Source organism: Actinomycetes bacterium (assembly GCA_035489715.1).
Taxonomy (GTDB): Bacteria; Actinomycetota; Actinomycetes; order JACCUZ01; family JACCUZ01; genus DATHAP01.
This window is the reverse complement of the sequence record DATHAP010000032.1, coordinates 1-23,627: the sequence shown is the minus strand read 5'-3', so window position 1 is coordinate 23,627 and position 23,627 is coordinate 1. Positions and strand designations below refer to the sequence as shown.

Below are 23,627 nucleotides of genomic sequence, written 5' to 3'. Positions count from 1 at the left end.
ATGGCCGACCTGCCGCCCCCAGTCACCCTCGTCACCGGTCCCGAGGACCTCCTGCGCGACCGCGCGGTCGCCGAGGTGCTGGTGCAGGCGCGCGCCGCCGACCCGGACGTCCAGGTCCACGACCTGCCGGTCGTCGGGCTCGAGCCGGGCCGGGTGACCGGGCTGGCGAGCCCGTCGCTCTTCGGCGAGCTGAGCGTCATCGTCGTCCGCGACGTGGCCGAGGCGGCCGAGGCCGTCACCACCGAGCTCAAGGAGCACGCGACCGCGCCCCAGGAGGGTGTCGTCCTCGTCCTGGTCCACCACGGCGGCGTCAAGGGCAAGGCGCTGCTCGACGCGGTGAAGAAGGCCGGCGCCGCCGTAGTCGAGTGCAAGCCGGTCAAGTGGGAGAGCGACAAGATGTCGTTCGTCCAGGCCGAGTTCAGCCGGGCGCACCGTCGGATCAGCCACGACGCGGCGTCCGCGTTGGTCGATGCCCTCGGCAGCGACCTGCGTGAGCTGGCCAACTCCTGCAGCCAGCTGATCGCCGACACCCAGGGCACCGTCGACGCCGCCGTGGTGGAGCGCTACCACGCGGGTCGGGTCGAGGTGAGCGGCTTCAAGGTGGCCGACGCCGCCGTCGAGGGCCGCCACGACGACGCGTTGCGGCTGCTGCGCCACGCACTCGCCACCGGCACCGACCCGGTCCCGATCAACGCCGCCTTCGCCTCGGGCCTGCGCAACCTGGCGCGTGTGGGTGGGTCGGCGCGCACCGTACGTCCCGACGACATCGCCCGCGACCTCGGCATCGCGCCCTTCCAGGTGCGCAAGGCCCGCGGACAGCTCTCGGGCTGGACCGGTGAGGGCGTCGCGCAGGCGATCGCCGCGGTGGCCGTCGCCGACGAGGAGATCAAGGGGGCCGGCACCGACCCGGTGTTCGCCCTCGAGCAGGCGATCGGCGCGATCGTCGCCGCCCGCTCGCTGCGCGACTGAGCCCGGTCGAGGCCCCGCTGCGCAGCGTCAGCGCTCCGTCGGCGCTCCGTCAGGGCTGCGTCACGGCTCGAGGCAGGCCGGGATCGAGTCGCTGCGACCGGTGGGCGTCTCGGTCGAGCCGTCCGGCGCGAGGATCTTGACGAAGTCGACGGTCGCCAGCTGGCGAAGGGTCGGCATGATCTCGCCGGCCACGGTCACCGTGGACCCGCCACTGCTGCAGGAGCGGGTCAGCCGCACCCGGGCGACGTCGTTCGTGATGCTCAGGTCGGCCCAGCCGCGCGCCTTCGAGCGGAGCAGCCGCAGCCCGGCAGCGGTCTCGGTCGCGGTCGGGCCGGCGAAGACGCGGTCGAGGAGGCCGGCCGCCTTGTGCCGCACCCGGACCGGCCGGCTGACCGGCGTGAAGAACGGCTCGGTGCCGGCGACGAAGGCGTCCCGGTCGAGGAACCAGACCTTCCGGGGCACCGTCGGGAAGCCGGCCCGGATGCTCACCACGACCCGGCTCGGGCCGGTGCGGGTCGTCACCGTGAACGCGGTCCGCTTGGCCAGCCCGATGCCGTAGCTGACCACCCCTTCGAAGTCACCGGACCGCACGACGGTCAGGACGTTGGGCAGCGGGAAGGCCAGCCGCCCAGGGGCGGTGGAGCCGGTCGCGTCGTGGGCGTCTGCGAGCTCCATGCTGACCTGCAGGATCGCTTGCCCGGCGATCCGCAGCGACCGGCCGCGGCCGTCGCTGATCAGCCGGTCGACGTACGTCGCGGTGCGCCGTGCGGGCAGGCCGCCGCGCAGCTGGAAGACCACCCGGTCGACGCCGGGCCGGTGTAAGGCACGGATGCCCACCAGGGTGGGCAACGCGGCCGCGGCGCGGGTCGGCAGCGCGGCCGTGGCCTTCCCGTCAGGACGCCCGGCCGCTGCGGTGCTGCCGAGTGCGGCCGGGGCGACGAGCGCGAGGACCGTCGCCACGGCGAGGAGAGTCGCGACTGTCACCGCGGGGAAGGTCCGACGTCCAGCAGAGCGCACCATCTTCCAAACCCCCAGTCCAGTGCTCGACGGCACGACTGTGCCGCTGCTCGCGGCCCGGCACCAGGGGCGGTCGGCCCATGATTGCGCCAAGGCGGGCCGGGGCCAGCCCCGCCGGACCCCGAGGCCGACGAAGGGCGCCACCTCGCGAGGTGGCGCCCTGTCGGTGCGGCCAAACCGTTGCCGGCCGCATCAGGTGAGGCTGGGGTCAGAGCGAGGCGGCGCGCTTGGCCATCGCCGACTTCCGGTTGGCGGCCTGGTTCTTGTGGATGACGCCCTTGCTGGCCGCCTTGTCGAGCTCGCGGGAGGCGGTCGTCATGGCCTGCACCGCGGTGTCGCGGTCCCCGGCGTCCGCGGCCTCGCGGAACCTACGGACCGACGTCTTGAGCGAGGACTTGACGCCCTTGTTGCGCAGGCGAGCCTTCTCGTTCGTCTTGATCCGCTTGAGCTGGGACTTGATGTTCGCCACGAAGAAGCCTTTTGTTCTCGTCGGGAGGATTGTCGCGTCGGCGGGCCGGGGGCGCAGACCGACGGCACAGGTTAGCAAGCCGCCCCGCTCCGGCGCGAACTGAGCCAGCGCGCACCGGTGGAGGAAGCCCCTGCCGAGCCCAGGCTCTGGCCGGTCTGACGGCATCCCCGAGAAAAGTTGTCCCGAAACCTTCCATCTCTGGCAATTCTACGTTCAGATATGGAGCCGCCCCGGAAGTGACGTGAGACACACCGCCGGGCGATCTGCTGTCACACCCCTTCCAGACGATGGGAATCCCCTTGTCCGCACATGTCCCAAGGCGGCGCGCGCGACAGTCGCTCGCCGTGCTGGCGGTCGGCAGCCTCCTGACCGGAGCGCTCGCCACGGCCACCCCCGCGGCCGCCGCTGCCCCGACCGGGCCGGCCAAGACGGCCCAGACCGGCAAGGCCGACAAGCTCGGGTCGCACGACCGCGACCTGTTGGCCGCGGCACGAGCCGAGGACACCTCGGCCGTCAGCATCATGGTCACCGCGCGCCGCGGCGAGGCGGCCCAGGCCAAGCGCGAGGTCCGCGCGCTCGGCGGCACGATCCTCTACGCCGCCGACCGCTACGGCTACTTCAGCGCCCGCGTGCCCACCGCCAAGGTGACCAAGGCTGCAGGCATCGACAGTGTGCTGGCCGTTGACCTCGACGAGGTCGTGCCGCTGCCCGACGTGACGCCGCAAGGCTCGACCGCGGCCACCGCCACCTACGCCGCGCCCTCCGCTTCGACGCCGGACAGCAACGCCTACATGCCGACCAACGAGACGGGTGCTGCCGACTTCAAGGCGGCGCACCCCGACTGGGACGGCGAGGACGTCACCATCGGCATCCTGGACTCCGGTGTGGACCTGCTGCACCCGGCGCTGCAGAGGACCACGACCGGTGCGGACAAGATCGTCGACTCCTTCACCGCGACCGACCCGGCCACCGAGGGATCCCTCGTGGCCGGCGGCGACGCCACGTGGCTGCCGATGGTGCAGACCGCTACCGGCCCCGGCGTGTTCCCGGCCTCCGGGCAGTACCGCGAGGCCAAGTGGAAGCTCCCCGCGGGCACCTACAAGATCCGGACCTTCGACGAGGCCGGCACCAACGTGTCCGGCTGCGAGGTCTGCGGCGACGTCAACCGCGACGGCGACACGACCGACCGCTTCGGCGTGCTCTACAACCCGGACACCCACGTGGTCCGCGTCGACAGCAACCTCAACCACGACTTCACCGACGACGCGGCGATGAGCCCGTTCCGGCAGGACCGGGACATGGGTCTTTTCGGCACCGACGACCCCAAGACCGCGGTGCGCGACCAGATGGCCTTCACGGTCGACTACCGCGAGGACGTGGACGTGTCGTTCTTCAACAGTCCCACCCTCGGCAAGTCGCTCGACTTCGTCGACATCGGGATCCTGTCCGGTGAGCACGGGTCGCACGTCGCCGGCATCACGGCCGCCAACGACCTCTTCGGCGGCGACATGGACGGTGCCGCTCCCGGCGCCAAGCTGGTGGCCGCACGTGCCTGCTCCTTCGGCCCGGGCTGCACCGCCGTCGCGCTGACCGACGGCATGGCCGAGCTCGCCGCGCACCGCGGCGTCGACATCATCAACATGTCGATCGGCGGGCTGCCGGCGCTCAACGACGGCAACAACGCCCGCGCGACCCTCTACAACCGGATCATCGCCGACGGCGTGCAGCTGGTCCTCTCGGCCGGCAACTCCGGCAACGCGCTCAACACGATCGGCGACCCGTCCGTCGCCACCGACGCCGTCAGTGTCGCCGCGACGATCTCCGCCGAGACCTGGGCCGCCAACTACGGCTCGGACGTCAGCTTCGACGGCATCCGTACGATGACGTTCTCCTCCGGCGGCCCGCGCGAGGACGGCGGCTTCAAGCCGAACGTCACCGCTCCCGGCTCGGCCATCTCGACGATCCCGACCTGGATGCCGGGCAACCCGGTGCCCGAGGCGGGCTACTCGCTGCCCCCGGGCTACGCGATGCTCAACGGCACCTCGATGGCGGCCCCGCAGACAGCCGGCGCCATGGCGCTGCTCATCTCGGCTGCCAGGGCGGAGGGCATGTCGGCTGGCGACTACGCGCCCGCCAACCTCCGCCAGGCGGTCTACAGCAGCGCGCAGTTCAACGACAAGATCCCCGCCTTCCTCCAGGGCAACGGTCAGATCGACGTCGCCGGCTCGTGGGCCCTGCTGGACGCCGGCCTCACGCCGGTCGGCATGACGGCCAAGGCACCGGTCTGCACCGAGATCTGGAAGCTCCTGGGCCGGACCACCGGGACGGGCGTCTACAACCGTTGCGCCGCCGGCGCGGGCGGCCAGGCGCCAGGCACGAGCCGGACCTACCCCGTGACGCTGACGCGCACGACGGGGGTCAGCCAGCCAGTGACGTACAACCTCTCCCTGAGCGGGGACACGGGCAACTTCTCCCTCGGCAGCCAGTCGGTGAGCCTGGTCCGCGGCAAGGCGACCACGGTCAACGTCACCGCCACCACGCCCGCCTCCGGTGCCGCGATCAGCGCGGTGCTCAAGGTGGACAGCCCGTCGACCAACGGCGTGGACTTCCAGGTGATGAACGTCGTCGCGGCTGGCGACGCGATCGTCGGCCCGGACTACGCGAGGAGCTGGTCGGGCTCGATGGGCCGCAGCGAGCCGCAGCGGTTCTACCTGACGGTGCCGCCTGGTGTGACCGCACTGCAGCTGAACTTGTCGGGCATCACCGCCGGCAGCCAGACCCGCTTCCTCGCCTTCCACCCCTACGGGGTCGGCATGGAGGAGGGCTCCAGCCTGGTCTGCTACACCAGCTTCCAGGGCGGGAACGGCTGCAACCCGGACCAGCGGGTCTACGAGGACCCGCAGCCCGGCGTATGGGAGTTCCTGGTGGAGTCGCGGCGCACGTCGGCCACCGACACCAACCCGTTCACGCTGTCGGCCGCCCTGCTCGGCGTCACCGTTGACCCGAAGACACGGACGGTCTCGGCGGGCAGCCCGGTCAGCTGGACGGTGACGAACAACTTCGGACCGCTCGAGGCCACGGCCGCCGGCGGCCCGCTCGGGTCGGCCTTCTCCGGCCGCGAGTCCATCGCCGACGGCGCGACCAAGGAGTACACCGTCACCGTGCCGACGGGAGCCACCCGGCTCGACGTGTCCATCGGCAACACCAGTGACGCACAGGCGGACCTGGACCTCTACGTCACCGACCCGGCGGGCGAACAGCTCTACGACGCCGACGGTGACTCGGAGGAGTCGCTGACCTACGTCAACCCGGCGCCGGGCACATACACCGTCCTGGTCGACGGCTACGACGTGCCGGCCGGCACGACGCAGTTCGACTACCTGGACGTCTTCTTCTCCTCGGCGCTCGGCACCCTGTCGGTCACCATGCCGACCGGTGAGCAGTCCTACGCTGCGGGTGAGACCAAGCAGGTCGCCGGCACCCTGACCGCAGGGACACCGCCGGCAGCCGGGCGGTCGGTCTTCGGCGAGATGACCGTGACCAGCTCGGGAGGGGCCCTGTTGGGCACCGGCTCGGTGGTCGTCGAGTAGGCCGCACGATGCACGACGGGGGCCCCGGCAGGTCAGCCCTGCCGGGGCCTTCGTGCGTCCGCAGCGAGCACGGTGCTGGTCGACAGCCAGTCCTGCGTGTGCCGTGCGCAATGCGCCTGCCACGCGCGGATCGTCGGCAGTCCCGGCGGCGCGGGCCGCCGCGCGCGGTCGACCCAGAAGCCGACCATCGTCGCGACCACCGCCCGCAGGTCGGTCGGGTCGGCTGCGGCGGTCACCGCGGTCGAGCGCAGGTACCCGTCCGGGTCCGGCCCGCCCTGGACGACGAAGTCCACCGCGAGCAGCAGCGTGTCCAGCCACGTGGCGCCGCGGCAGGCCCACGCCCAGTCGACCAGCACCGCTTCGCCCTGGCGCAGCAGCACGTTGTCGCTGCGCGCGTCCCAGTGCACCAGCGCCGAGCCGGCCGTGACCTCCTGGGCGCGGCCCTGCAGGTCGAGCATCTCCGGCAGGCGGGCCAACAGCTCAGGAGCTACCCCCTCCGGCTCGGCCGCGACCGCGTCCCAGCCGGTGAGCAGCTCCGCCGTCTCGGCGAACGTGGGCAGCCCGACGTCTCCGGTTGCCGCCGCCAGCAGGCTGAGAGCGGCGGTCGTGGCCGCGGCGTCATCGGCGGACCACGGCAGCGCGGGGTGCCGGCCGTCGACGTCCTCGAGAAGCATCGCCACCCAGTCCGCGTCGTCGTACGCCGCCAGCAGCTCAGGCCGGGGCAGTGACGCGGGCACGAGGCGGAGCGCATGGATCTCGGCCCGGTGCAGTCGTGGCGAATCCGGGTTCAGCGACGTACCGCAGGCCTTGACGAAGGCGGCGCTCCCGTCGGCCGCGGTCAGCCGGGCGGCGACTCCGGGGGAGAAGCCGCCGCTCTGGGTGCGCGCCGCGACGACCGGGGAGCCCAGCGACTCCTCGACGAACCCGCGGACCGCCTCTGGCAGCCCTGCCCAGTCGATGCGCCGACCGGCTGCTACCGGGGCCTTGTCGCCCATCCCTCGATCATGGGGGAGCGACCGCCGGGGCGAGCCACCGGGTTCCGCGCACGCGGGGCGGCGACCAGCAGCGTGGGATGATGGGCGGACGTCCGGACGTACCGCTGGACGATCCTCAACCCGAAGCATTGGACCCTGCGTGCCCGCGAGCAACTCGACCGCCCGGAACCTGATCCGGCCGAGCCGCACCGACCCCGCGCTGATCCGCAACTTCTGCATCATCGCCCACATCGACCACGGCAAGTCGACCCTCGCGGACCGCATGCTGCAGGTCACCGGCGTCGTCGACGACCGGACGATGCGGGCGCAGTACCTCGACCGGATGGACATCGAGCGCGAGCGCGGCATCACCATCAAGAGCCAGGCGGTGCGGCTGCCCTTCGAGGCGTCCGACGGCCGCTTCTACGCGCTCAACATGATCGACACCCCGGGCCACGTCGACTTCACCTACGAGGTGTCCCGGTCGCTCGCCGCGTGCGAGGGCACCGTGCTGCTGGTCGACGCCGCGCAGGGGATCGAGGCCCAGACTTTGGCCAACCTCTACCTGGCCCTCGAGAACGACCTGCAGATCATCCCGGTGCTCAACAAGATCGACCTCCCGTCGGCCCAGCCGGAGAAGTACGCCGCCGAGATCGCGCACATCATCGGCTGCGACCCCGCCGAGGTGCTGCAGGTCAGCGCCAAGACCGGCGTGGGCGTGCCCGAGCTGCTCGAGCAGATCGTCGCGCAGGTGCCGCCGCCGGTCGGTGACGCGTCTGCCCCGGCGCGCGCGATGATCTTCGACAGCGTGTACGACGTCTACCGCGGTGTTGTGACGTACGTGCGGGTCATCGACGGGCACCTGTCGCCGCGCGAGCGCATCCTGATGCTCTCCACCAAGGCCCAGCACGACCTGCTCGAGATCGGCGTGATCTCACCCGAGCCGATGCCCTCGGAGGGGCTCGGTGTCGGCGAGGTGGGCTACCTGATCACCGGCGTCAAGGACGTGCGGCAGTCGAAGGTCGGCGACACCGTCACCAACGCGGGCAAGCCGGCGCAGCAGGCGCTCGGCGGCTACAAGGACCCGAAGCCGATGGTGTTCTCCGGGCTCTACCCGGTCGACGGCGACGACTACCCGGACCTGCGGGACGCCTTGGAGCGGCTGCAGCTCAACGACGCGGCGCTGGTGTGGGAGCCCGAGACGTCCGCGGCGCTCGGCTTCGGCTTCCGCTGCGGCTTCCTCGGCCTGCTGCACCTCGAGATCGTGCGGGAGCGCCTGGAGCGCGAGTTCGACCTCGACCTGATCTCGACCGCGCCCAACGTCGTCTACCGGGTGGTGATGGAGGACGGCACCGAGGTCACCGTCACCAACCCCAGCGAGTTCCCCGGCGGCAAGGTGGCCGAGGTGCACGAGCCGGTCGTGCGGGCGTCGATCCTGGCACCGAGCGACTACATCGGCTCGATCATGGACCTCTGCCAGAACCGGCGCGGCGTGCTCGACCGGATGGACTACCTGTCGGAGGAGCGGGTCGAGCTGCGCTACACCCTGCCGTTGGCCGAGATCGTCTTCGACTTCTTCGACAACCTGAAGTCCAAGACGCGGGGCTACGCGTCGCTCGACTATGAGGTCGACGGCGAGCAGGCGTCCGACCTGGTAAAGGTGGACATCCTGCTGCAGGGCGAGACCGTCGACGCGTTCTCCTCGATCGTGCACAAGGACAAGGCCTACGGCTACGGCGTGCAGATGACCCAGCGGCTGCGCGAGCTGATCCCGAGGCAGCAGTTCGAGGTGCCGATCCAGGCAGCCGTCGGGGCGCGAGTCATCGCCCGCGAGAACATCCGGGCGATCCGCAAGGACGTGCTCGCCAAGTGCTACGGCGGTGACATCACCCGCAAGCGCAAGCTGCTGGAGAAGCAGAAGGAGGGCAAGAAGCGGATGAAGATGGTCGGCCGGGTCGAGGTGCCCCAGGAGGCCTTCATCGCCGCTCTCTCCACCGACTCCACGGGCGAGAAGGCGAAGAAGTAGGGCGCCGCACCAGCCTCCGCTGGGTAGCCTCGGCGGGTGCACATGCCCACCGCGGCGGCGACGGTCGAGTCCGTCAACGTCGTCCATGCCGTCATCCCCGACGCCCTCGGCGACCTCGACACGACCGCCATCGACAAGCGACCGGTCCCCGGCCGGCGGGCGGTCGACACCCTCGTCGGCGTGGCCGGCGACCGGATCATCGACACCAAGAACCATGGTGGGCGCGACAAGGCGGTCTACGCCTACGCCAGGGAAGACCTGGACGCCTGGTCCCGCGAGCTGGGCCGGGCCCTCCCCGGCGGGACGTTCGGCGAGAACCTGACGACGTACGGCGTCGACCTCACCCACGCGGTGATCGGTGACCACTGGCGGGTGGGCTCGGACGGTCTGGTGCTCGAGGTCGCCAGCCCGCGGATCCCGTGCAAGACGTTCCAGGGCTGGATGGACGAGCCGCACTGGGTCAAGCGGTTCTACGCCTACGGGGCCCCGGGCGCCTACTTGCGCGTGCTGTCCGAGGGCACCGTCGGTTCCGGTGACCGGATCGAGGTGGTGCACCGGCCCGGGCACGGGGTGACGATCAGCGACACGTTCGCACTGCGCCTGACCTCCGCGGCCGTCCTCGAACGGCTGCTGGACGAGCAGCCCGACCTCGAGGTGACCCTGGCCGCTGCCATCCGCCGCGACCTCGCCGCCCGGGCCAGCACGCCCGGCTGACAGTCAAGGACCTGCGACTCTGTGCGGGAGCCGATAGCGTCGTCGAAAGTCATACGGGGATGACGAGTCGGAGGGCTGCGGCGTGACCGGATCGGCAACGAACCAGACGACGGGCATCGACGGCAGGCCGCCGTCGGTCGGCCGGATGTTCCTCGACCGGGTGGCGGCGACCCCAGGTGGCGAGGCCTACCGACGGCCGGTGGGCGACTCGTGGGAGCGCATGACCTGGGGCCAGGCCGGGGAGCGGGTGACCGCGCTCGCGGCCGGGCTGGTGGCCATGGGCATCGAGCCGGAGCAGCGGATCGCGATCCTGTCGTCGACGCGGGTCGACTGGGTGCTGGCCGACTTCGCGATCCTGTGCGCCGGCGCCGCCACCACCACGGTCTACCCGACGACCAACCCTGAGGACGTGGCCTACATCCTCGCCGATTCCGGCACCCGCATCGCGTTCGCCGAGGACGACGCCCAGGTCGAGAAGCTGCGCCAGCAGCGCGACAAGCTGCCCGACCTCGCCAAGGTCGTGACGTTCGACGGCACCCCCGACGGCGACTGGGTGGTCAGCCTCGACGACCTGGCCGCCCTCGGCACCGATCTGCTCGCGCAGAACCCCACGGCGGTGACCGACCGCGTCGACGCGACGCGTCCCGAGCACCTCGCGACCTTGATCTACACGTCGGGCACGACCGGCCGCCCGAAGGGCGTCCGGCTGCCGCACGACTGCTGGGTCTACGAGGGCGTCGCCGTCGACGAGACCGGGCTGCTGACCTCTGACGACGTGCAGTACCTCTGGCTGCCGCTGTCGCACTCCTTCGGCAAGGTCCTGCTCGCCGCCCAGCTCGCGACCGGCTCGTCGGCCGCGGTGGACGGCCGGGTCGACAAGATCATCGACAACCTGGCCGTCGTCGCGCCGACCTTCATGGCGGCTGCGCCGCGGATCTTCGAGAAGGTGTACGGCCGGGTCGTGACCATGGCCGAGGACGAGGGCGGCGTCAAGCTCAAGATCTTCCGCTGGGCGATGGGCGTCGGCCAGGAGGTATCGGCGCTGCGGCTGGCCGGCAAGGAGCCCGGCGGCCTGCTCAAGGCCAAGCACGCCGTCGCCGACAAGCTGGTCTTCTCCAAGCTGCGCGCCCGTTTCGGCGGCAACCTGCGGTTCCTGGTGTCCGGCAGCGCCGCGCTGTCCCGCGACATCGCGCTGTTCTTCCACGCCGCCGACATCCTCATCCTCGAGGGCTACGGCCTCACCGAGACCAGCGCCGGCACCTTCGTCAACCGGCCGGCGGACTACCGGTTCGGCACCGTTGGGATCCCGTTCCCGAAGACCGAGGTCCGCATCGCCGAGGACGGCGAGGTGCTGCTGCGCGGCCCCGGCGTCATGCAGGGCTACCACAACCTGCCCGAGCAGACCGCCGAGGCGCTCGACGCCGACGGCTGGCTGCACACCGGTGACATCGGCCAGCTCGAGGACGGTCGCTTCCTGCGGATCACCGACCGCAAGAAGGACATGATCAAGACTTCCGGCGGCAAGTACGTCGCACCGCAGGTGATCGAGGTCATCTTCAAGGGCGAGTGCGCCCTCGCCAGCCAGATCGTCGTCCACGGCGACGGCCGCAACTACTGCACGGCGCTGGTCACGCTCGACCCTGACGCGCTGGCCAGCTGGGCCCACCACCGCAGCCTTACCGGCGACTACGCCGTGCTCAGCCAGCACCCCGACGTGCACGCCGAGGTGGCCGGCGCGGTCGAGGCGGTCAACGCCAAGATCAACCGCTGGGAGACGGTCAAGGACTTCCGCATCCTCGACCACGACCTCTCCATCGAGGCCGGCGAGCTCACGCCGAGCCTCAAGGTCAAGCGCCGGGTCGTGGAGGACAAGCACCGCGACCTTCTCGACGCGATGTACTCCCGGGGCTGAGCCCGCCGGTTCCGGGCACCGACGCAGAATGGGCGGGTGCCGTCCGCGCTGCCCGAGGGTGAGGACGCCCCGCGCGACGGGGCGCTCCCCGGGTCGGCCCTGGCCGGCCTCGGCACGCGGCCCTTCGGGGTGTACGTCCACGTGCCCTTCTGCGCCACCCGCTGCGGCTACTGCGACTTCAACACCTACACCGCGACCGAGCTGGGCGGCGGGGCCTCGCAGGCCGCCTACGCCGGGACGGCCGTCGAGGAGGTGCGGCTGGCCCGCCGGGTGCTCGGCGACGCGGACGTCGCGGCCGCGACGGTCTTCCTGGGCGGCGGCACGCCGACCCTGCTGCCGCCGGGCGACCTGGCCCGGCTCCTCGGCGCGGTCCGCGACGAGCTGGGGGTGCGCCCGGACGCCGAGGTGACGACCGAGGCCAACCCGGACAGCGTCGACCTGGCCGACCTCGAGCGACTGCGCGAGGCCGGCTTCACCCGGGTGTCGTTCGGCATGCAGTCGGCCGTGCCGCACGTCCTCGCGACGCTGGACCGCACGCACGACCCGGACCGGGTGCCGCGGGTCGTCGCCTGGGCGCGCGCAGCGGGGTTCGACGGGGTGAGCCTGGACCTCATCTACGGCACCCCCGGGGAGTCGCTCGAGGACTGGCGGACCAGCCTGGCCGCCGCCCTGGACTGCCGGCCGGACCACCTCAGTGCGTACGCGCTCGTGGTCGAGGAGGGCACCCGGCTCGCGGCGCAGGTCCGCCGCGGCGAGGTGCCCGCGCCCGACGACGACGACCTCGCCGACCGCTACCTGCTCGCCGACGAGGTGCTCGCCGCCGCCGGCCTGCAGTGGTACGAGGTCAGCAACTGGTCCACGACGCCGGACCAGAGAGCTCGGCACAACGAGGGCTACTGGCTCGGCCACGACTGGTGGGGTGTCGGCCCCGGGGCGCATAGCCACGTCGGCGGCACCCGCTGGTGGAACGTCCGGCACCCGGCCGCCTACGCCGCACGGCTGGCCGAGACGGTGAGCCCGGCGCTCGCCCGCGAGGTGCTGGACGAGGGCTCACGGCGGGTCGAACGGGTGCTGCTCGGCATCCGGCTGCGCGCGGGACACCCGCTCGAGGACCTGTCGTCCGTCGGCCGCGCCGCCGCGGAGCGCGCGGTGTCCGAGGGCCTCCTCGACCCGGCCGCGCACGAGAACGGCCGCGCAGCGTTGACACTGCGCGGCCGTCTCCTGGCGGACGCGGTGGTGCGCGACCTCGTCGACTGAGCACGCGCTCGACGGAGCGGCTCGACCGATCGGCTACTTCACCAGGCGGATGTTGAACGGGTAGCGGTAGTCCTCGCCCCGGTTGGCGGCCAGCCCGGCCATGATGGTCAGCACCAGCCAGGCGATGCCGACGATGGGCAGCAGGATCAGGCCGATCAGCAGCACGATGAGGATCGCGCTGATGATCGCCGCGATGTAGGTCGTGATCTGGAAGTTGAGCGCCTCGACCGACTGACGGCGCACGAACTCCGACTTCGGGCCCTGGATCAGCATGACGAGCAACGGTCCGAGGAAGGCCAGCGCGACGAACGCGGCCAGCAGCGCGGAGAGGTGGGCGAGCATGCCCCACGTCCGCTCGTCGGCCGGGCTGAGCTGGCCCTGTCCGGCCGCCTGGTGCTCGGGGAACCCGGCGCCCTGCCCCTGCCACCCCGGCTGACCGGCCGGCGGCTGACCGGCTGACGGCTGACCGTACGGCGCCTCGCCGGGAGGTGGCCCAGGAGGCGGTGGCGTCGGCTCCGGAGGTCGGGGCGTCGACTCGGGGGGCGGCTCTGGTGGCTGGGTCATCGGTCATCCCTTCTCGTCCACCGGCACGGCGCCGGTCACGAAGTCGATCAGCTCCTCGACCCGGCCGAGCAGGCTCGGCTCGAGGTCGGCGTAGGTGCGCACCGCTCCCAGGATGCGCCGCCAGGCGGCGGCCGTGTCGGCGGCGGTCGCGCAGGGCCAGCCCAGGGCGGCGCACACGCCCTCCTTCCACGGCGTCCCGCGGGGCACGTCGGGCCAGCTGTCGATCCGGAGGACCGAGGGGCGCACCGCCGCCCAGACGTCGACGTACGGGTGGCCCAGCACCAGGACGTGCGGCGAGCTCACCGACTCGGCGATCCGCCACTCCTTGGTGCCCGGGACCAGGTGGTCGACGAGCACGCCGAGCCGTCGGCCCGGGCCGGGGGCGAAGCCGCGGACCTCGGCGGCCAGGTCGTCCACGCCGCCGAGGTGCTCGACGACGACGCCCGCGACCCGCAGGTCGTCTCCCCACACCTTCTCGACCAGCTCGGCGTCGTGCCGGCCCTCGACGTAGATGCGGCTGGCGCGCGCCACGCGGGCCCGCGCGCTCGGTGCGGCGACCGACCCCGAGGCGGTACGTCGCGCCGGCGCAGCCTTCGGGCCCGCAGCCGCCGCGGGACGGACCAGCTCGACCGGCCGGCCTTCGACGAGGAAGCCCACCCCGGCCGGGAAGACCCGGTGCCTGCCGTGCCGGTCCTCGAGGGTCACGGTCGGCCCGCCGGGCGTCTTCTCCCACCGCACGACCGCGCCGCAGAAGCCGGTCTCGGCGTCCTCGACGACCAGGTCGGTGTCGGCCGCGACCTGCGACAGCGCGCGGCGACCCGGGCGCGGCTGCGCCAGCACGTCAACCGGGTAGCGGTCCACGACACCAGCCTGTCGGTGCGGCACCGGCCGCGCCACCGGACGCGCCGGGTCGCTAGAACCCGTTGCGGCGGGCCACCTCGGCGTACCAGCGGGCGCTGTCCTTCACCGTGCGCTCCTGCGTCTCGTAGTCGACGCGCACGATGCCGAAGCGCCTGGAGTAGCCGAACGCCCACTCGAAGTTGTCCAGCAGCGACCAGGCGAGGTAGCCGCGCAGGTCGACGCCGGCCTCGATCGCCTCGTGAGCGGCCCGCAGGTGCCCCTCGAGGTAGGACCGCCGGTCCTCGTCGTGGACCGCGCCGTCAGGGGCCACCTCGTCGTCGAACGCGGCGCCGTTCTCGGTGACGACGAGAGGCGTGCCGGGGTACTCGTCCTGCAGCCGCAGGAGCATGTCGCGCAGGCCGCTCGGTTCGACCTCCCAGCCCATCGCGGTGACCGGCAGCCCCTCGGGTGTGTCCGTGGCGGTCTCCGCGCCGACCCACTCCGACGGCAGCCGCGGCTGCTCGGCCGCACGCATCGTGAAGGTGAAGTAGTAGTTGACGCCGAGCACGTCGATCGGTGCGCCGATGGTCTCCAGGTCGCCGTCCTGCACCACTTCCCTCACTCCGTACGGCGCGAGGTCCTCGAGCACGTCGTCCGGGTAGCGGCCGCGCAGGACAGGGTCCAGCCAGATCCGGTTCTGCAGCCCGTCGACCCGCCGCGCGACGTCGACGTCGGCCGCCGACGCGTGGTCGGCCGGCGAGACCGGCAGGAGATTGAGCGTGATGCCCACGCTGCCGGTCTCGCCACCGACGCCGGCGTCGCGCAGCACCTGGACGCCCAGCCCGTGTGCCAGCAGCAGGTGGTGCACGGCGGCCACGGCAGCGCGCGGCTCGGTGCGCCCCGGGGCGTGCTGGCCGCCGGCGTAGCCGAGCAGGGCGGCGCAGTAGGGCTCGTTGAGGGTGGTCCAGGTCGGCACCCGGTCGCCGAGGGCGTCGTGGACGGTCTGGGCGTAGTCCGCGAAGCGGTAGGCGGTGTCGCGGCTGGTCCAGCCGCCCTGGTCCTCGAGCGCCTGGGGCAGGTCCCAGTGGTAGAGCGTGAGCCACGGCCTGATGCCCTTGGCCAGCAGCTCGTCGACCAGCCGCGAGTAGAAGTCGAGGCCCTTCTGGTTGGGCGGGCCGCCGTCCGGGCGCACCCGGGCCCACGACGTGGAGAAGCGGTAGGTGTCCAGGTTCAGCTCGGCGAGCAGCGCGACGTCCTGCGGCATCCGGTGGTAGTGGTCGCAGGCGGGGTCGCCGGTGTCGCCGCCGAGCACCTTGCCGGGCGTGCGGGCGAAGGTGTCCCACACCGAGTCGGTGCGGCCGTCCTCATGCGTCGCGCCCTCGATCTGGAAGGCGGCCGTCGCCGCGCCCCACGAGAAGCCGGCGGGGAAGGTCAGCGATGTCGTCGGTGTCGATGTCGATGTCGTCGTCGGCGTGGTCTCCGTCACGCCGGCGAGTCTAGGCAGCGGCGGGCGAGCGGCCTGGCGGCGTACACTTGGCACTCAGGCCGGGTGAGTGCCAGCGTGTCTCACGCCCGGCCGTTGGTCGGCCAGTCCTACGTGCGGGAGGTGTGCGTGCTCGAGGACCGCAAGCTCGACGTGCTGCGCGCGATCGTCGAGGACTACGTGTCGACCCAGGAGCCGGTGGGCTCCAAGGCCCTGGTCGAGCGGCACAACCTGGGCGTCTCGCCCGCGACGATCCGCAACGACATGGCGGCGCTCGAGGACGAGGGCTACATCGCGCAGCCGCACACCAGTGCCGGGCGCATCCCCACCGACAAGGGTTACCGGCTCTTCGTCGACCGGCTCTCGGCGGTCAAGCCGCTCTCGACCGCGGAGCGGCGGGCCATCCAGTCGTTCCTCGACGGCGCGATGGACCTCGACGACATCGTCACCCGCACCGTGCGCCTGCTCTCGCAGCTGACCCAGCAGGTTGCCGTCGTGCAGTACCCCTCGCTGTCGCGCTCCAGCGTGCGGCACGTCGAGCTTGTGCCGCTGGCCACCTCCCGGCTGCTGGTCGTCCTGATCACGACGACCGGCCGGGTCGAGCAGCGCGTGGTCGAGACGCCGGTCGAGGTGGGCGACGTGCTGCTCGGCGAGCTGCGCGCCCAGCTCAACGCCGAGACCGTCGGCCAGCGGCTCTCCGACGCCGCCGGCCGGCTGGCAGACCTGCCGGAGCGCTTCACGGCCGACAACCGCCCGGCCGTGCAGGCCGTGCTGTCGGCGCTGCTCGAGAGCCTGGTGGAGCAGCACGAGGACCGCATCGTGCTCGGCGGCACCGCCAACCTGGCCCGCTTCGGGCCCGACTTCCCGCTGACGATCCGACCGGTGCTCGAGGCGCTCGAGGAGCAGATGGTGCTGCTGCGGCTGCTGGGCGAGGCCAGCGACCTGTCGGCGCTGACGGTGCGCATCGGGCACGAGAACCCGCACGAGGCGCTGGCCGCGACGTCGGTGGTCAGCGTGGGCTACGGCTCCGAGAACGAGGCGCTGGCCAAGCTCGGCGTCCTCGGGCCGACCCGGATGGACTACCCCGGAACGATGGGAGCAGTGCGCGCAGTGGCTCGCTACGTCGGCAGGATCGTGGGGGACGGCTGAGTGGCGGCCCAGAGCGCGGACTACTACGAGGTCCTCGGCGTCTCCCGCGACGCCACTCCCGAGGACATCAAGAAGGCCTACCGCCGGTTGGCCCGGCAGCTGCACCCCGACGTCAACCCCGGCGAGGAGGAGCGCTTCAAGGAGGTCACCAAGGCCTACGAGGTGCTCTCCGACCCGCGCAAGCGCGAGCTGCACGACCTCGGCGGCGACCCGTTCTCCACCGGTGGCGGCTTCGGGTCGGGCTTCGGCTTCTCCGACATCATGGACGCATTCTTCGGCGCCGGGGCGGGTGCCGCGCGGGGCCCGCGGCCTCGGCAGCGCCGCGGCCAGGACGCCCTCATCCACCTCGAGGTCGACCTCGCCGAGGCGACCTTCGGCGCCACCCGCGACCTGCAGGTCGACACGGCGGCGACCTGCCCCACCTGCCAGGGCGCCGGCACGGCCGCCGGCACGTCGCCGCGCACCTGCGAGATCTGCCAGGGTCGCGGCGAGGTGCAGCAGGTCACCCGCAGCTTCCTCGGCCAGGTGATGACGTCGCGGCCGTGCGCCAACTGCCAGGGCTTCGGCACGGTCATCCCGCAGCCGTGCCCGGACTGCGGCGGCGACGGCCGGGTCCGCACCCGGAGGACCCTGTCGGTCAAGGTGCCGCCCGGTGTCGACGCCGGCACCCGGATCCAGCTGGCCGGTGAGGGTGAGGCCGGCCCTGGCGGCGGTCCCGCCGGAGACCTGTTCGTCGAGATCGTCGAGCGCCCGCACCCGACCTTCCAGCGCCAGGGCGACGACCTGCACTGCACGGTCACGGTGCCGATGACGGCGGCGGCCCTCGGCACGACCGTGACCCTGGAGACGCTCGACGGGCCGCGGCCGGTCGAGGTGCGCGCCGGCACCCAGTCCGGCCATGCGGTCACGCTCGCCGCGTTGGGTGTGGCGCACCTGCGCCGGCAGGGACGCGGCGACCTGGTCGTGCACGTCGACGTGCAGACACCGACCCGCATCGACGCCGAGCAGGAGGAGCTGCTGCGCAAGCTCGCCTCGCTGCGCGGCGAGGACGGGCCCGACGTCGGCCAGGTGGCCAGCGCCCGCCAGGGATTCTTCAACCGCCTGCGCGACGCCTTCAACGAGCGCTGACCGGCTCTCGCCGACGATCGCGGTCACGATCACGGATCACGATCAGGGATGATGGCGCGGTGAGTGCGCCGCTCTTCGTTGTGCCGTCCGGCCGGCTGGTCCCGGGCCTGGTCGTCGTCGACGGTGCCGAAGGGCGGCACGCCGCCACGGTGACCAGGATCGCCCCCGGCGAGACGGTGGTGCTCACCGACGGCTCGGGCCGCCGTGGCGAGGGCGTCGTCGTGTCGGCCGGGCGCGACCTGGTCGAGGTCGAGGTCGCCGAGGTGGTCGTCGAGCCGGCTCCGCAGCCGCGCTTCGTCGTCGTGCAGGCGTTGCCCAAGGGTGACCGCGGTGAGCTCGCCGTCGAGACCCTGACCGAGATCGGCGTCGACGTGGTCGTGCCGTGGGCGGCGTCCCGGTGCGTGACCCGCTGGCGCGACGCGCGGGGCGACAAGGCGCTCGCCAAGTGGCGTACGTCCGCCAGGACCGCCGCCAAGCAGTCGCGGCGCAGCCGGTTCCCCGAGGTGACCGGGCTGGTCACGACGGCGGAGGTGACCGCGTTGCTGGCCGCCGCGGCCCTCGGCGGGGTGCTGCACGAGTCTGCGACCCAGCCGCTGGCCGCGGTCGAACTGCCGGTGGAGGGTGACGTCGTCGTTGTCGTCGGGCCGGAGGGCGGGCTGGCCGACGACGAGCTGGCTGCCTTCCGCGGAGCGGGCGCCGCGGCGTACCGCTTCGGGGACACGGTGCTGCGCACCTCGACGGCCGGCACGGCCGCTCTGGCCGTGCTCTCCACGAAGGTCCGGTGGCGCTAGCCGTCAGTGGTGCACCGGGTCGCGCGAGAACAGCGCCACCGCGCACCCCGACACGACGACGACGGCTGTCCACATCAGCATGCTGCGGCCGACGCCCGGCCCCTCGCCGAGCGGCACCGCCGGCGCCCACCGGCGCAGCGGGTCCACCGCGACGACCAGGAGCACGCCGACGAGGGTGACGGCGGCCGCCAGGTCGCCCGGAGTGCTGCTCGAACGTCGCAGCGCCGCCGCGAGGCCGGTCCCGGCGGCCATGCTGCCCAGCGCGACCGGCACGAGCTGCAGCCAGCGGCCGCTGCTGTCGGCCCGGTCGAGCGCGGCGAGCCCGGCCAGGGACGCGGTGGCGGGCACGGCGAGTGGGAGCAGCCGCCAGCAGGTCCGCACGCCGCGGGAGGTGGGCGTCGCGTCGAGGACGGGTGCGGTGTCCTCGTCGAGCAGGTAAGCGGCGGCACCGCCGCACGCGGCGACCGCGATCACGGCCGCGAAGGGGACGAACGGCTGGTGGGGCGCGAGGGCGGCCCCGACGAGCAGGGCGGTCGCGAGGCCCGAAGTCCCGCAGACCGGGAGCCACGGGGTCGAGCGGAGCACACGCAGCCCGCGACCGACCGCTGCCCTAGGCATCGCCACGGACGACGGTGGTCCGACCCGAGGAGTCGGTCTCGTGGTTGACGTCGTGGCCGGTGGTCGCGGCCAGGGCCAGGGCGATGGCAGCCACGGCGACGAGAACCAGACCCGCGCGGGCGACCGAGGTGCGCACGGTTGCCGACGCCCCGCGCCAGAGCGCGGCGCAGACCGCGAGGCCGCACAGCGCGACCGCCCAGACGGCGAACCACAGGGGTGCCCCAGGCATCGTCGTCACGACCGTGATCGGGTGCACGTTGTCCCCGTCGGAGAACGCGAAGGCGGTGTACGGCGCGCTCACGTGCAGCAGCCGCAGGAGCGCGGACGAGCTCGACCCGCTCTGCGGCAGGTAGGCCAGCGTGGCGCTCCAGGCGAGCAGCGCTACGACCGTCAGCAGCGGTGCGCCCGGGAAACGCAGCCACCGACCCACGACCACGCCGAGCAGAGGTCCGCCGGCGGCGTAGACCACCGGGAGCACCAAGGTGAGCACCTGGCGGTCGAGGCCGCCGAAGGTCCCGTAGCGGAAGTCCGCGATCGGGTCGGCGAGCAGCGTCGCGCGGTGCAGCAGCGCGATCAGCAGTGCCGCGACGGCAGGGACGGCGCAGGCCAGGCACAGCGCGGCGGTGCGACGCGTGATGGGCACCGGTGCGGCGTCCAGCACCGGTGCCGAGGTGTCGGTGGACCGGGTCAGGCGGGCCGACACGACCAGGCCCAGGACCCCGAGGAAGAAGGCCGGGATCACGGCGTAGTCCAGCTCGTCGGGCCCGGGCAGCCCGATGCTCAGGCCGGCGCACATCAGGGCGCCGACGACGAAGAGCGGGTGCGTGGCGTAGCGCTTGGCCTCGATGACCCCCAGCTGGCGCACCGAGGCGGCCGGGGACGGGACCAGACGTGGCTGCTCGAGCACGACGGTGCTCATGCCGCCACATCCGAGTCGGCGCTGACGCCCCGCAGGAGCAGGTAGGCGTCCTCCAAGGAGGGCTCGGCGATCTCCGCCCCGGCCGGCGCCGACCCGAGGTTGCGGTAGCGCCCGCTGCCGGTGCGCCACGACGTACGAGCGGCGGGGTCAGGGGCGTCGGACAGCCACACGCGTCCCGCCGCGGCCTGCACGAGATCGCGGACCGATCCGTCGAACCGCACAGCACCGTCGTCGAGGACCACGACACGCTCGCACAGAGCGGCGACGTCTTCCGTCTGGTGGGTGGCGACGAGCACGGTGGAGGTCCGGCCGACCTCCGCGAGGACGGTGCGCAACGAGACCCGCTGCTCCGGGTCGAGCCCGGTCGTGGGCTCGTCGAGGATCAGCAGGTCCGGCGAGCCGAGCAGCGCCTGGGCGAGGCCGACCCGCCGCTTCTGGCCCCCGGACAGGGCACGGATCCGCCGGCCGGACTGGTCGCCGAGACCGACCTGCTCGAGGACCCTCCGGACCTCGGCCCGCCGCCGGTCCGGGTCGTCCCACTCCTTGAGGACGGCGAGGTAGTCGAGGAAGCCGTAGGCCGTGAAGCCGCGCGGATACCCGAGCTCCTGCGGCAGGTAGCCGAGCCGCCGCCGGATCTCGGTGCGCTCCCGGCCGACCGACGGGTCCCGGCCGAGGATCCGCACGCTGCCGTCGTCCACGCCGAGGACCGTCGCGAGCACGCGCAGCAGAGTCGACTTGCCGGCTCCGTTGGGACCGAGCAGCCCCACGACGCCGACCTGGAGGTCGAAGTCGACGCCGGTCAGCGCCGGGGTGCCGCGGTAGGACTTCGCCGCTCCGCGCAGGGAGACGGTTGCTTCAGGCATGGCAGGTCCTTGGTTCGGTGGCGGGCTCATCGGAGCCGCCAGGACGGTGTGGAGCCGAGCAGACGGTGCAGCAGGACGAGGCCGGCGACGACGACCAGGCCGGCGTAGCCGGCCATGGCGAGCGGCGCGAGCACCGCGAGCGGGTCACCGCCGCGGATGGCGAGCATGACGGCGACCACCCAGCCGACGGCCAGGGTCGTGCCGGCGTGGAGGGGGTCGACCCAGGTGCTGGCCGTCAGCACGACGGCGATGAACCCTGCCGCCGGCAGCAGCCAGGCGATGGCGACGAAGGCGTCGCCCGGCAGCGGCAGTCCGGCCACCACCACCAGCGGGACCGAGGTGGCCAGGACCAGCGCGGCGCGCAGCAGCACGATCCGCACGGTGGCGTAGGGCGCGACCAGGACGACCTCGTACATCGGGTCCGAGCTCGGGCCGTAGGCCGCGACGACCCCGGCGACCGGCACCAGCGGGGCGACCATGAGGAAGAGGTAGAGCCCGCCGACGTCGGCCAGGAGGGCCGCGAGGGCGACGAAGGCGACCACGCCGACCATCGAGGCGATCCAGGGAGCGCGCAGGGCCGGCGCCGCCGCCACCACCCGAGCGTCCGAGCGAGTCAGCCGGAGCCGCACGAGCAGCCGCTCGAGGGGGCTGGCCGCCGGCACCTCGACGGCGGCCAGCACGCGGTCGAACGGGCTGTGCAGCTCCTGGGGCAGCAAGGTCGAGACAGAGTGCCGGCATCGGGCGCAGCGCTGCACGTGCTGCTCGACCGACGCACTCACCAGCGGGCCGGCGACCCCGTCGACCCAGTCGCGCAGCGCATCGTCGTCGACGTGCCAGGTGCGGCGGGCGGTTCCCTCGCTCATGCGGATCCCTCCACCAGGTCGCGGCGCAGCAGCGCCTTCGCGCGCAGCAGGCGGGTCTTGACGGTCGCCCGCGGGACACCGAGCAGCTGGCTGGCCTCCCGGGTCGTCAGCCCGTCGAGCACGGTCGCCTGCACGACCGCGCGCATCTCGGGGCTGAGTCGGGCCATGGCCGCGCCCGCGTCGCCGTACTCGACACCGGCGAGGACGCGCTCCTCGACGCTGACCTCCGCGTCCAGCACCACGTCCGGCATCGGGACCTCCGCCCCGTGCCCTCGGGTCCGGAGCCGGGAGACCAGTCGCCGGATGGCCACTCCCCACAGCCATCCGGCGACCTCTCCGTCGCCCCGGAAGCCTCCCGCCCCGCGCCACACGGCGACGAACGTGTCCTGCAGGACCTCGGCCACCAGCTCCCGGTCGTTGCACCGGCGCAGCAGCCGGACGGTCAGCCAGGCCGAGTGCCGCTCGTGCAGGAGGCGCAGGGCACCGGTGTCACCCCCGGCCACGGCGCGCAGCAGCTCTGCATCGCTGTGCTCCGTCCGGTCGCCCACGCCCCACCTGTCGCCGCGCCGTCCCGCCCTGGCTTCACGAGTCTGCTCCGAATTCCGTGAGCAGGCGGCACGACCGCCGAGCCCGGCTGGGGGCAGCGAGGCGCTCCAGGCAGCACCGGTGCGAGTGGCTACGCTCGCGGAGGTGAGCCGGATCTTTGCGACGAGCGTCTCGTCGGTCTATCCCCACTACCTGACCAAGGTGGAGAAGAGGGGGCGTACCAAGGACGAGCTGGACTCCGTGATCGAGTGGCTGACCGGCTTCGACGAGCCGGCCCTGGACCGCTATCTGAGCGCGGGCACCACGTTCGGGGACTTCTTCGCCGAGGCAGCCCTCAACCCCCGTGCGTCGTTGATCACCGGATCGGTGTGCGGCGTGCGCGTCGAGGCCGTCGACGACCCGCTGATGCAGAAGATCCGCTACCTCGACAAGCTCGTCGACGAGCTCGCCAAGGGCAGGCCGATGGAGAAGATCCTCAGGTAGCACGCCGTTCCGGTCCGCCGCACGGCTTCCGAGGCCGGGCTCATGCGCGTTGCGGGGGCGGTGGTCGGCTGGGCGGCGGGCCGGTGTCCTTGCCGGTGCGGTTGCGGCCGGGTGGGGAGGGTTCGGGTCCGAGGGTGCGGCCGTCGCGGTGGGTGGCGCTGTAGCGGCCGTCGGGGTGGCGGTGCAGGGTCCAGCCGCCTTCGTGGCACATCGTGTGGTGCGCCGGGCACGGCAGGGCGCCGTTGGCGACGGTGGTCGGGCCGCCGCGGCTGGCCCACACCAGGTGATGGCCGTCGGACCAGGTGGCGGGGCGGTCGCACCACGGCCAGGGGCAGCGGTCCCCGTCGCGGCCGATCATCGCCCGGCGCTGCGGGACGGTGAAGTAGCGGCGCTCGGTGCGCAGGCCGCGCACCGCGCCCTGGTCGTCGAGCAGGACGGTGGTCAGCTCCCCG

At 72.7% G+C, this 23,627-nt stretch carries 22 protein-coding genes; 10 read left to right on the top strand and 12 right to left on the bottom strand.

Annotation, left to right across the window (positions count from 1 at the left end; translation table 11 throughout):
- Entirely contained in the window at positions 1-969 is a 969-nt protein-coding gene (gene holA / locus VK640_02775; protein ID HTE72107.1) for a DNA polymerase III subunit delta, read from the top strand.
- 60 nt (positions 970-1,029) lie between these two features.
- Here the strand turns inward: holA and VK640_02770 are convergent, their stop codons facing one another.
- Both VK640_02770 and rpsT read right to left on the bottom strand, forming a co-directional pair.
- On the bottom strand, positions 1,030-1,953 hold the full coding sequence (locus tag VK640_02770) for a hypothetical protein (GenBank protein HTE72106.1): 924 nt from the start codon (positions 1,951-1,953) through the stop codon (positions 1,030-1,032).
- 241 nt (positions 1,954-2,194) lie between these two features.
- Positions 2,195-2,455, bottom strand: a complete 261-nt coding sequence (gene rpsT / locus VK640_02765) for a 30S ribosomal protein S20 (GenBank protein HTE72105.1) — start codon at positions 2,453-2,455, stop codon at positions 2,195-2,197.
- A 344-nt stretch (positions 2,456-2,799) separates the two neighbouring features.
- On the opposite strand from rpsT, the gene VK640_02760 reads away from it, so the two are divergent.
- Positions 2,800-6,045, top strand: coding sequence for a S8 family serine peptidase (locus VK640_02760; protein HTE72104.1), 3,246 nt, complete (start codon positions 2,800-2,802; stop codon positions 6,043-6,045).
- Between the two features lie 32 nt (positions 6,046-6,077).
- Here VK640_02760 and VK640_02755 read toward each other — a convergent pair whose 3' ends face one another.
- Positions 6,078-7,040 carry an aminoglycoside phosphotransferase family protein gene (locus VK640_02755; protein HTE72103.1) on the bottom strand — a complete coding sequence of 321 codons (963 nt, stop codon included), beginning with the start codon at positions 7,038-7,040 and terminating at the stop codon, positions 6,078-6,080.
- A 169-nt stretch (positions 7,041-7,209) separates the two neighbouring features.
- Between VK640_02755 and lepA the strand changes: the two genes are divergently transcribed.
- The 4 genes from lepA to hemW all read left to right on the top strand — a co-directional run bounded on the left by lepA (position 7,210) and on the right by hemW (position 12,928).
- Positions 7,210-9,045 (top strand): translation elongation factor 4, encoded by a 1,836-nt coding sequence (gene lepA / locus VK640_02750; GenBank protein ID HTE72102.1) that lies wholly within the window; start codon positions 7,210-7,212, stop codon positions 9,043-9,045.
- Between the two features lie 42 nt (positions 9,046-9,087).
- Positions 9,088-9,759 (top strand): MOSC domain-containing protein, encoded by a 672-nt coding sequence (locus VK640_02745; protein ID HTE72101.1) that lies wholly within the window; start codon positions 9,088-9,090, stop codon positions 9,757-9,759.
- A 145-nt stretch (positions 9,760-9,904) separates the two neighbouring features.
- On the top strand, positions 9,905-11,671 hold the full coding sequence (locus VK640_02740) for a long-chain fatty acid--CoA ligase (GenBank protein ID HTE72100.1): 1,767 nt from the start codon (positions 9,905-9,907) through the stop codon (positions 11,669-11,671).
- 36 nt (positions 11,672-11,707) lie between these two features.
- On the top strand, positions 11,708-12,928 hold the full coding sequence (gene hemW / locus VK640_02735; protein ID HTE72099.1) for a radical SAM family heme chaperone HemW: 1,221 nt from the start codon (positions 11,708-11,710) through the stop codon (positions 12,926-12,928).
- Between the two features lie 33 nt (positions 12,929-12,961).
- On the opposite strand, the gene VK640_02730 is transcribed toward hemW, so the two are convergent.
- The 3 genes from VK640_02730 to VK640_02720 are packed head-to-tail and all read right to left on the bottom strand — an operon-like array spanning position 12,962 to position 15,818.
- Complete coding sequence (locus tag VK640_02730) at positions 12,962-13,492, bottom strand: DUF4870 domain-containing protein (protein ID HTE72098.1); 531 nt, start codon at positions 13,490-13,492, stop codon at positions 12,962-12,964.
- Between the two features lie 3 nt (positions 13,493-13,495).
- The gene (locus VK640_02725) at positions 13,496-14,353 is read right to left on the bottom strand and encodes a DUF3097 family protein (GenBank protein HTE72097.1); all 858 of its coding nucleotides are present in this window, start codon (positions 14,351-14,353) and stop codon (positions 13,496-13,498) included.
- 52 nt (positions 14,354-14,405) lie between these two features.
- Complete coding sequence (locus tag VK640_02720) at positions 14,406-15,818, bottom strand: GH1 family beta-glucosidase (GenBank protein ID HTE72096.1); 1,413 nt, start codon at positions 15,816-15,818, stop codon at positions 14,406-14,408.
- A gap of 126 nt (positions 15,819-15,944) precedes the next feature.
- Between VK640_02720 and hrcA the strand changes: the two genes are divergently transcribed.
- The 3 genes from hrcA to VK640_02705 are packed head-to-tail and all read left to right on the top strand — an operon-like array spanning position 15,945 to position 18,883.
- The gene (gene hrcA / locus VK640_02715) at positions 15,945-16,964 is read left to right on the top strand and encodes a heat-inducible transcriptional repressor HrcA (protein HTE72095.1); all 1,020 of its coding nucleotides are present in this window, start codon (positions 15,945-15,947) and stop codon (positions 16,962-16,964) included.
- The gene (dnaJ, locus tag VK640_02710; protein HTE72094.1) at positions 16,965-18,092 is read left to right on the top strand and encodes a molecular chaperone DnaJ; all 1,128 of its coding nucleotides are present in this window, start codon (positions 16,965-16,967) and stop codon (positions 18,090-18,092) included.
- Between the two features lie 59 nt (positions 18,093-18,151).
- A complete protein-coding gene (locus VK640_02705) occupies positions 18,152-18,883 on the top strand; it encodes a 16S rRNA (uracil(1498)-N(3))-methyltransferase (protein HTE72093.1) in 732 nt (243 codons plus the stop codon).
- A 3-nt stretch (positions 18,884-18,886) separates the two neighbouring features.
- Here the strand turns inward: VK640_02705 and VK640_02700 are convergent, their stop codons facing one another.
- Genes VK640_02700 through VK640_02680 form a run of 5 tightly spaced genes read right to left on the bottom strand, consistent with a single transcriptional unit; the run spans position 18,887 to position 22,694 of the window.
- Positions 18,887-19,507, bottom strand: coding sequence for a hypothetical protein (locus VK640_02700; protein HTE72092.1), 621 nt, complete (start codon positions 19,505-19,507; stop codon positions 18,887-18,889).
- Positions 19,494-20,420, bottom strand: coding sequence for a hypothetical protein (locus VK640_02695; GenBank protein HTE72091.1), 927 nt, complete (start codon positions 20,418-20,420; stop codon positions 19,494-19,496). Before VK640_02695 ends, VK640_02700 begins: the two co-directional genes overlap by 14 nt.
- Complete coding sequence (locus VK640_02690; GenBank protein HTE72090.1) at positions 20,417-21,283, bottom strand: ATP-binding cassette domain-containing protein; 867 nt, start codon at positions 21,281-21,283, stop codon at positions 20,417-20,419. Before VK640_02690 ends, VK640_02695 begins: the two co-directional genes overlap by 4 nt.
- A 26-nt stretch (positions 21,284-21,309) precedes the next feature.
- Positions 21,310-22,146: a hypothetical protein gene (locus VK640_02685; GenBank protein ID HTE72089.1), complete on the bottom strand. Its 837-nt coding sequence runs from the start codon at positions 22,144-22,146 to the stop codon at positions 21,310-21,312.
- Positions 22,143-22,694 carry an RNA polymerase sigma factor gene (locus VK640_02680; GenBank protein HTE72088.1) on the bottom strand — a complete coding sequence of 184 codons (552 nt, stop codon included), beginning with the start codon at positions 22,692-22,694 and terminating at the stop codon, positions 22,143-22,145. Before VK640_02680 ends, VK640_02685 begins: the two co-directional genes overlap by 4 nt.
- 142 nt (positions 22,695-22,836) lie before the next feature.
- Here VK640_02680 and VK640_02675 point away from each other — a divergent pair, with 142 nt between their 5' ends.
- Positions 22,837-23,175, top strand: coding sequence for a DUF2200 domain-containing protein (locus VK640_02675; GenBank protein HTE72087.1), 339 nt, complete (start codon positions 22,837-22,839; stop codon positions 23,173-23,175).
- Between the two features lie 40 nt (positions 23,176-23,215).
- On the opposite strand, the gene VK640_02670 is transcribed toward VK640_02675, so the two are convergent.
- Positions 23,216-23,627 (bottom strand): hypothetical protein (locus VK640_02670; GenBank protein HTE72086.1); only part of this gene is annotated, 412 nt, incomplete at its 5' end.

Excerpts from the sequence above, each read along its gene's own strand:
- holA (HTE72107.1), top strand. The coding sequence starts at position 1 with ATGGCCGACCTGCCGCCCCCAGTCACCCTCGTCACCGGTCCCGAGGAC.
- VK640_02755 (HTE72103.1), bottom strand. The coding sequence starts at position 7,040 with ATGGGCGACAAGGCCCCGGTAGCAGCCGGTCGGCGCATCGACTGGGCA.
- VK640_02745 (HTE72101.1), top strand. The coding sequence starts at position 9,088 with ATGCCCACCGCGGCGGCGACGGTCGAGTCCGTCAACGTCGTCCATGCC.
- VK640_02740 (HTE72100.1), top strand. The coding sequence starts at position 9,905 with ATGTTCCTCGACCGGGTGGCGGCGACCCCAGGTGGCGAGGCCTACCGA.
- VK640_02730 (HTE72098.1), bottom strand. The coding sequence starts at position 13,492 with ATGACCCAGCCACCAGAGCCGCCCCCCGAGTCGACGCCCCGACCTCCG.
- VK640_02695 (HTE72091.1), bottom strand. The coding sequence starts at position 20,420 with ATGAGCACCGTCGTGCTCGAGCAGCCACGTCTGGTCCCGTCCCCGGCC.
- VK640_02690 (HTE72090.1), bottom strand. The coding sequence starts at position 21,283 with ATGCCTGAAGCAACCGTCTCCCTGCGCGGAGCGGCGAAGTCCTACCGC.
- VK640_02685 (HTE72089.1), bottom strand. The coding sequence starts at position 22,146 with ATGAGCGAGGGAACCGCCCGCCGCACCTGGCACGTCGACGACGATGCG.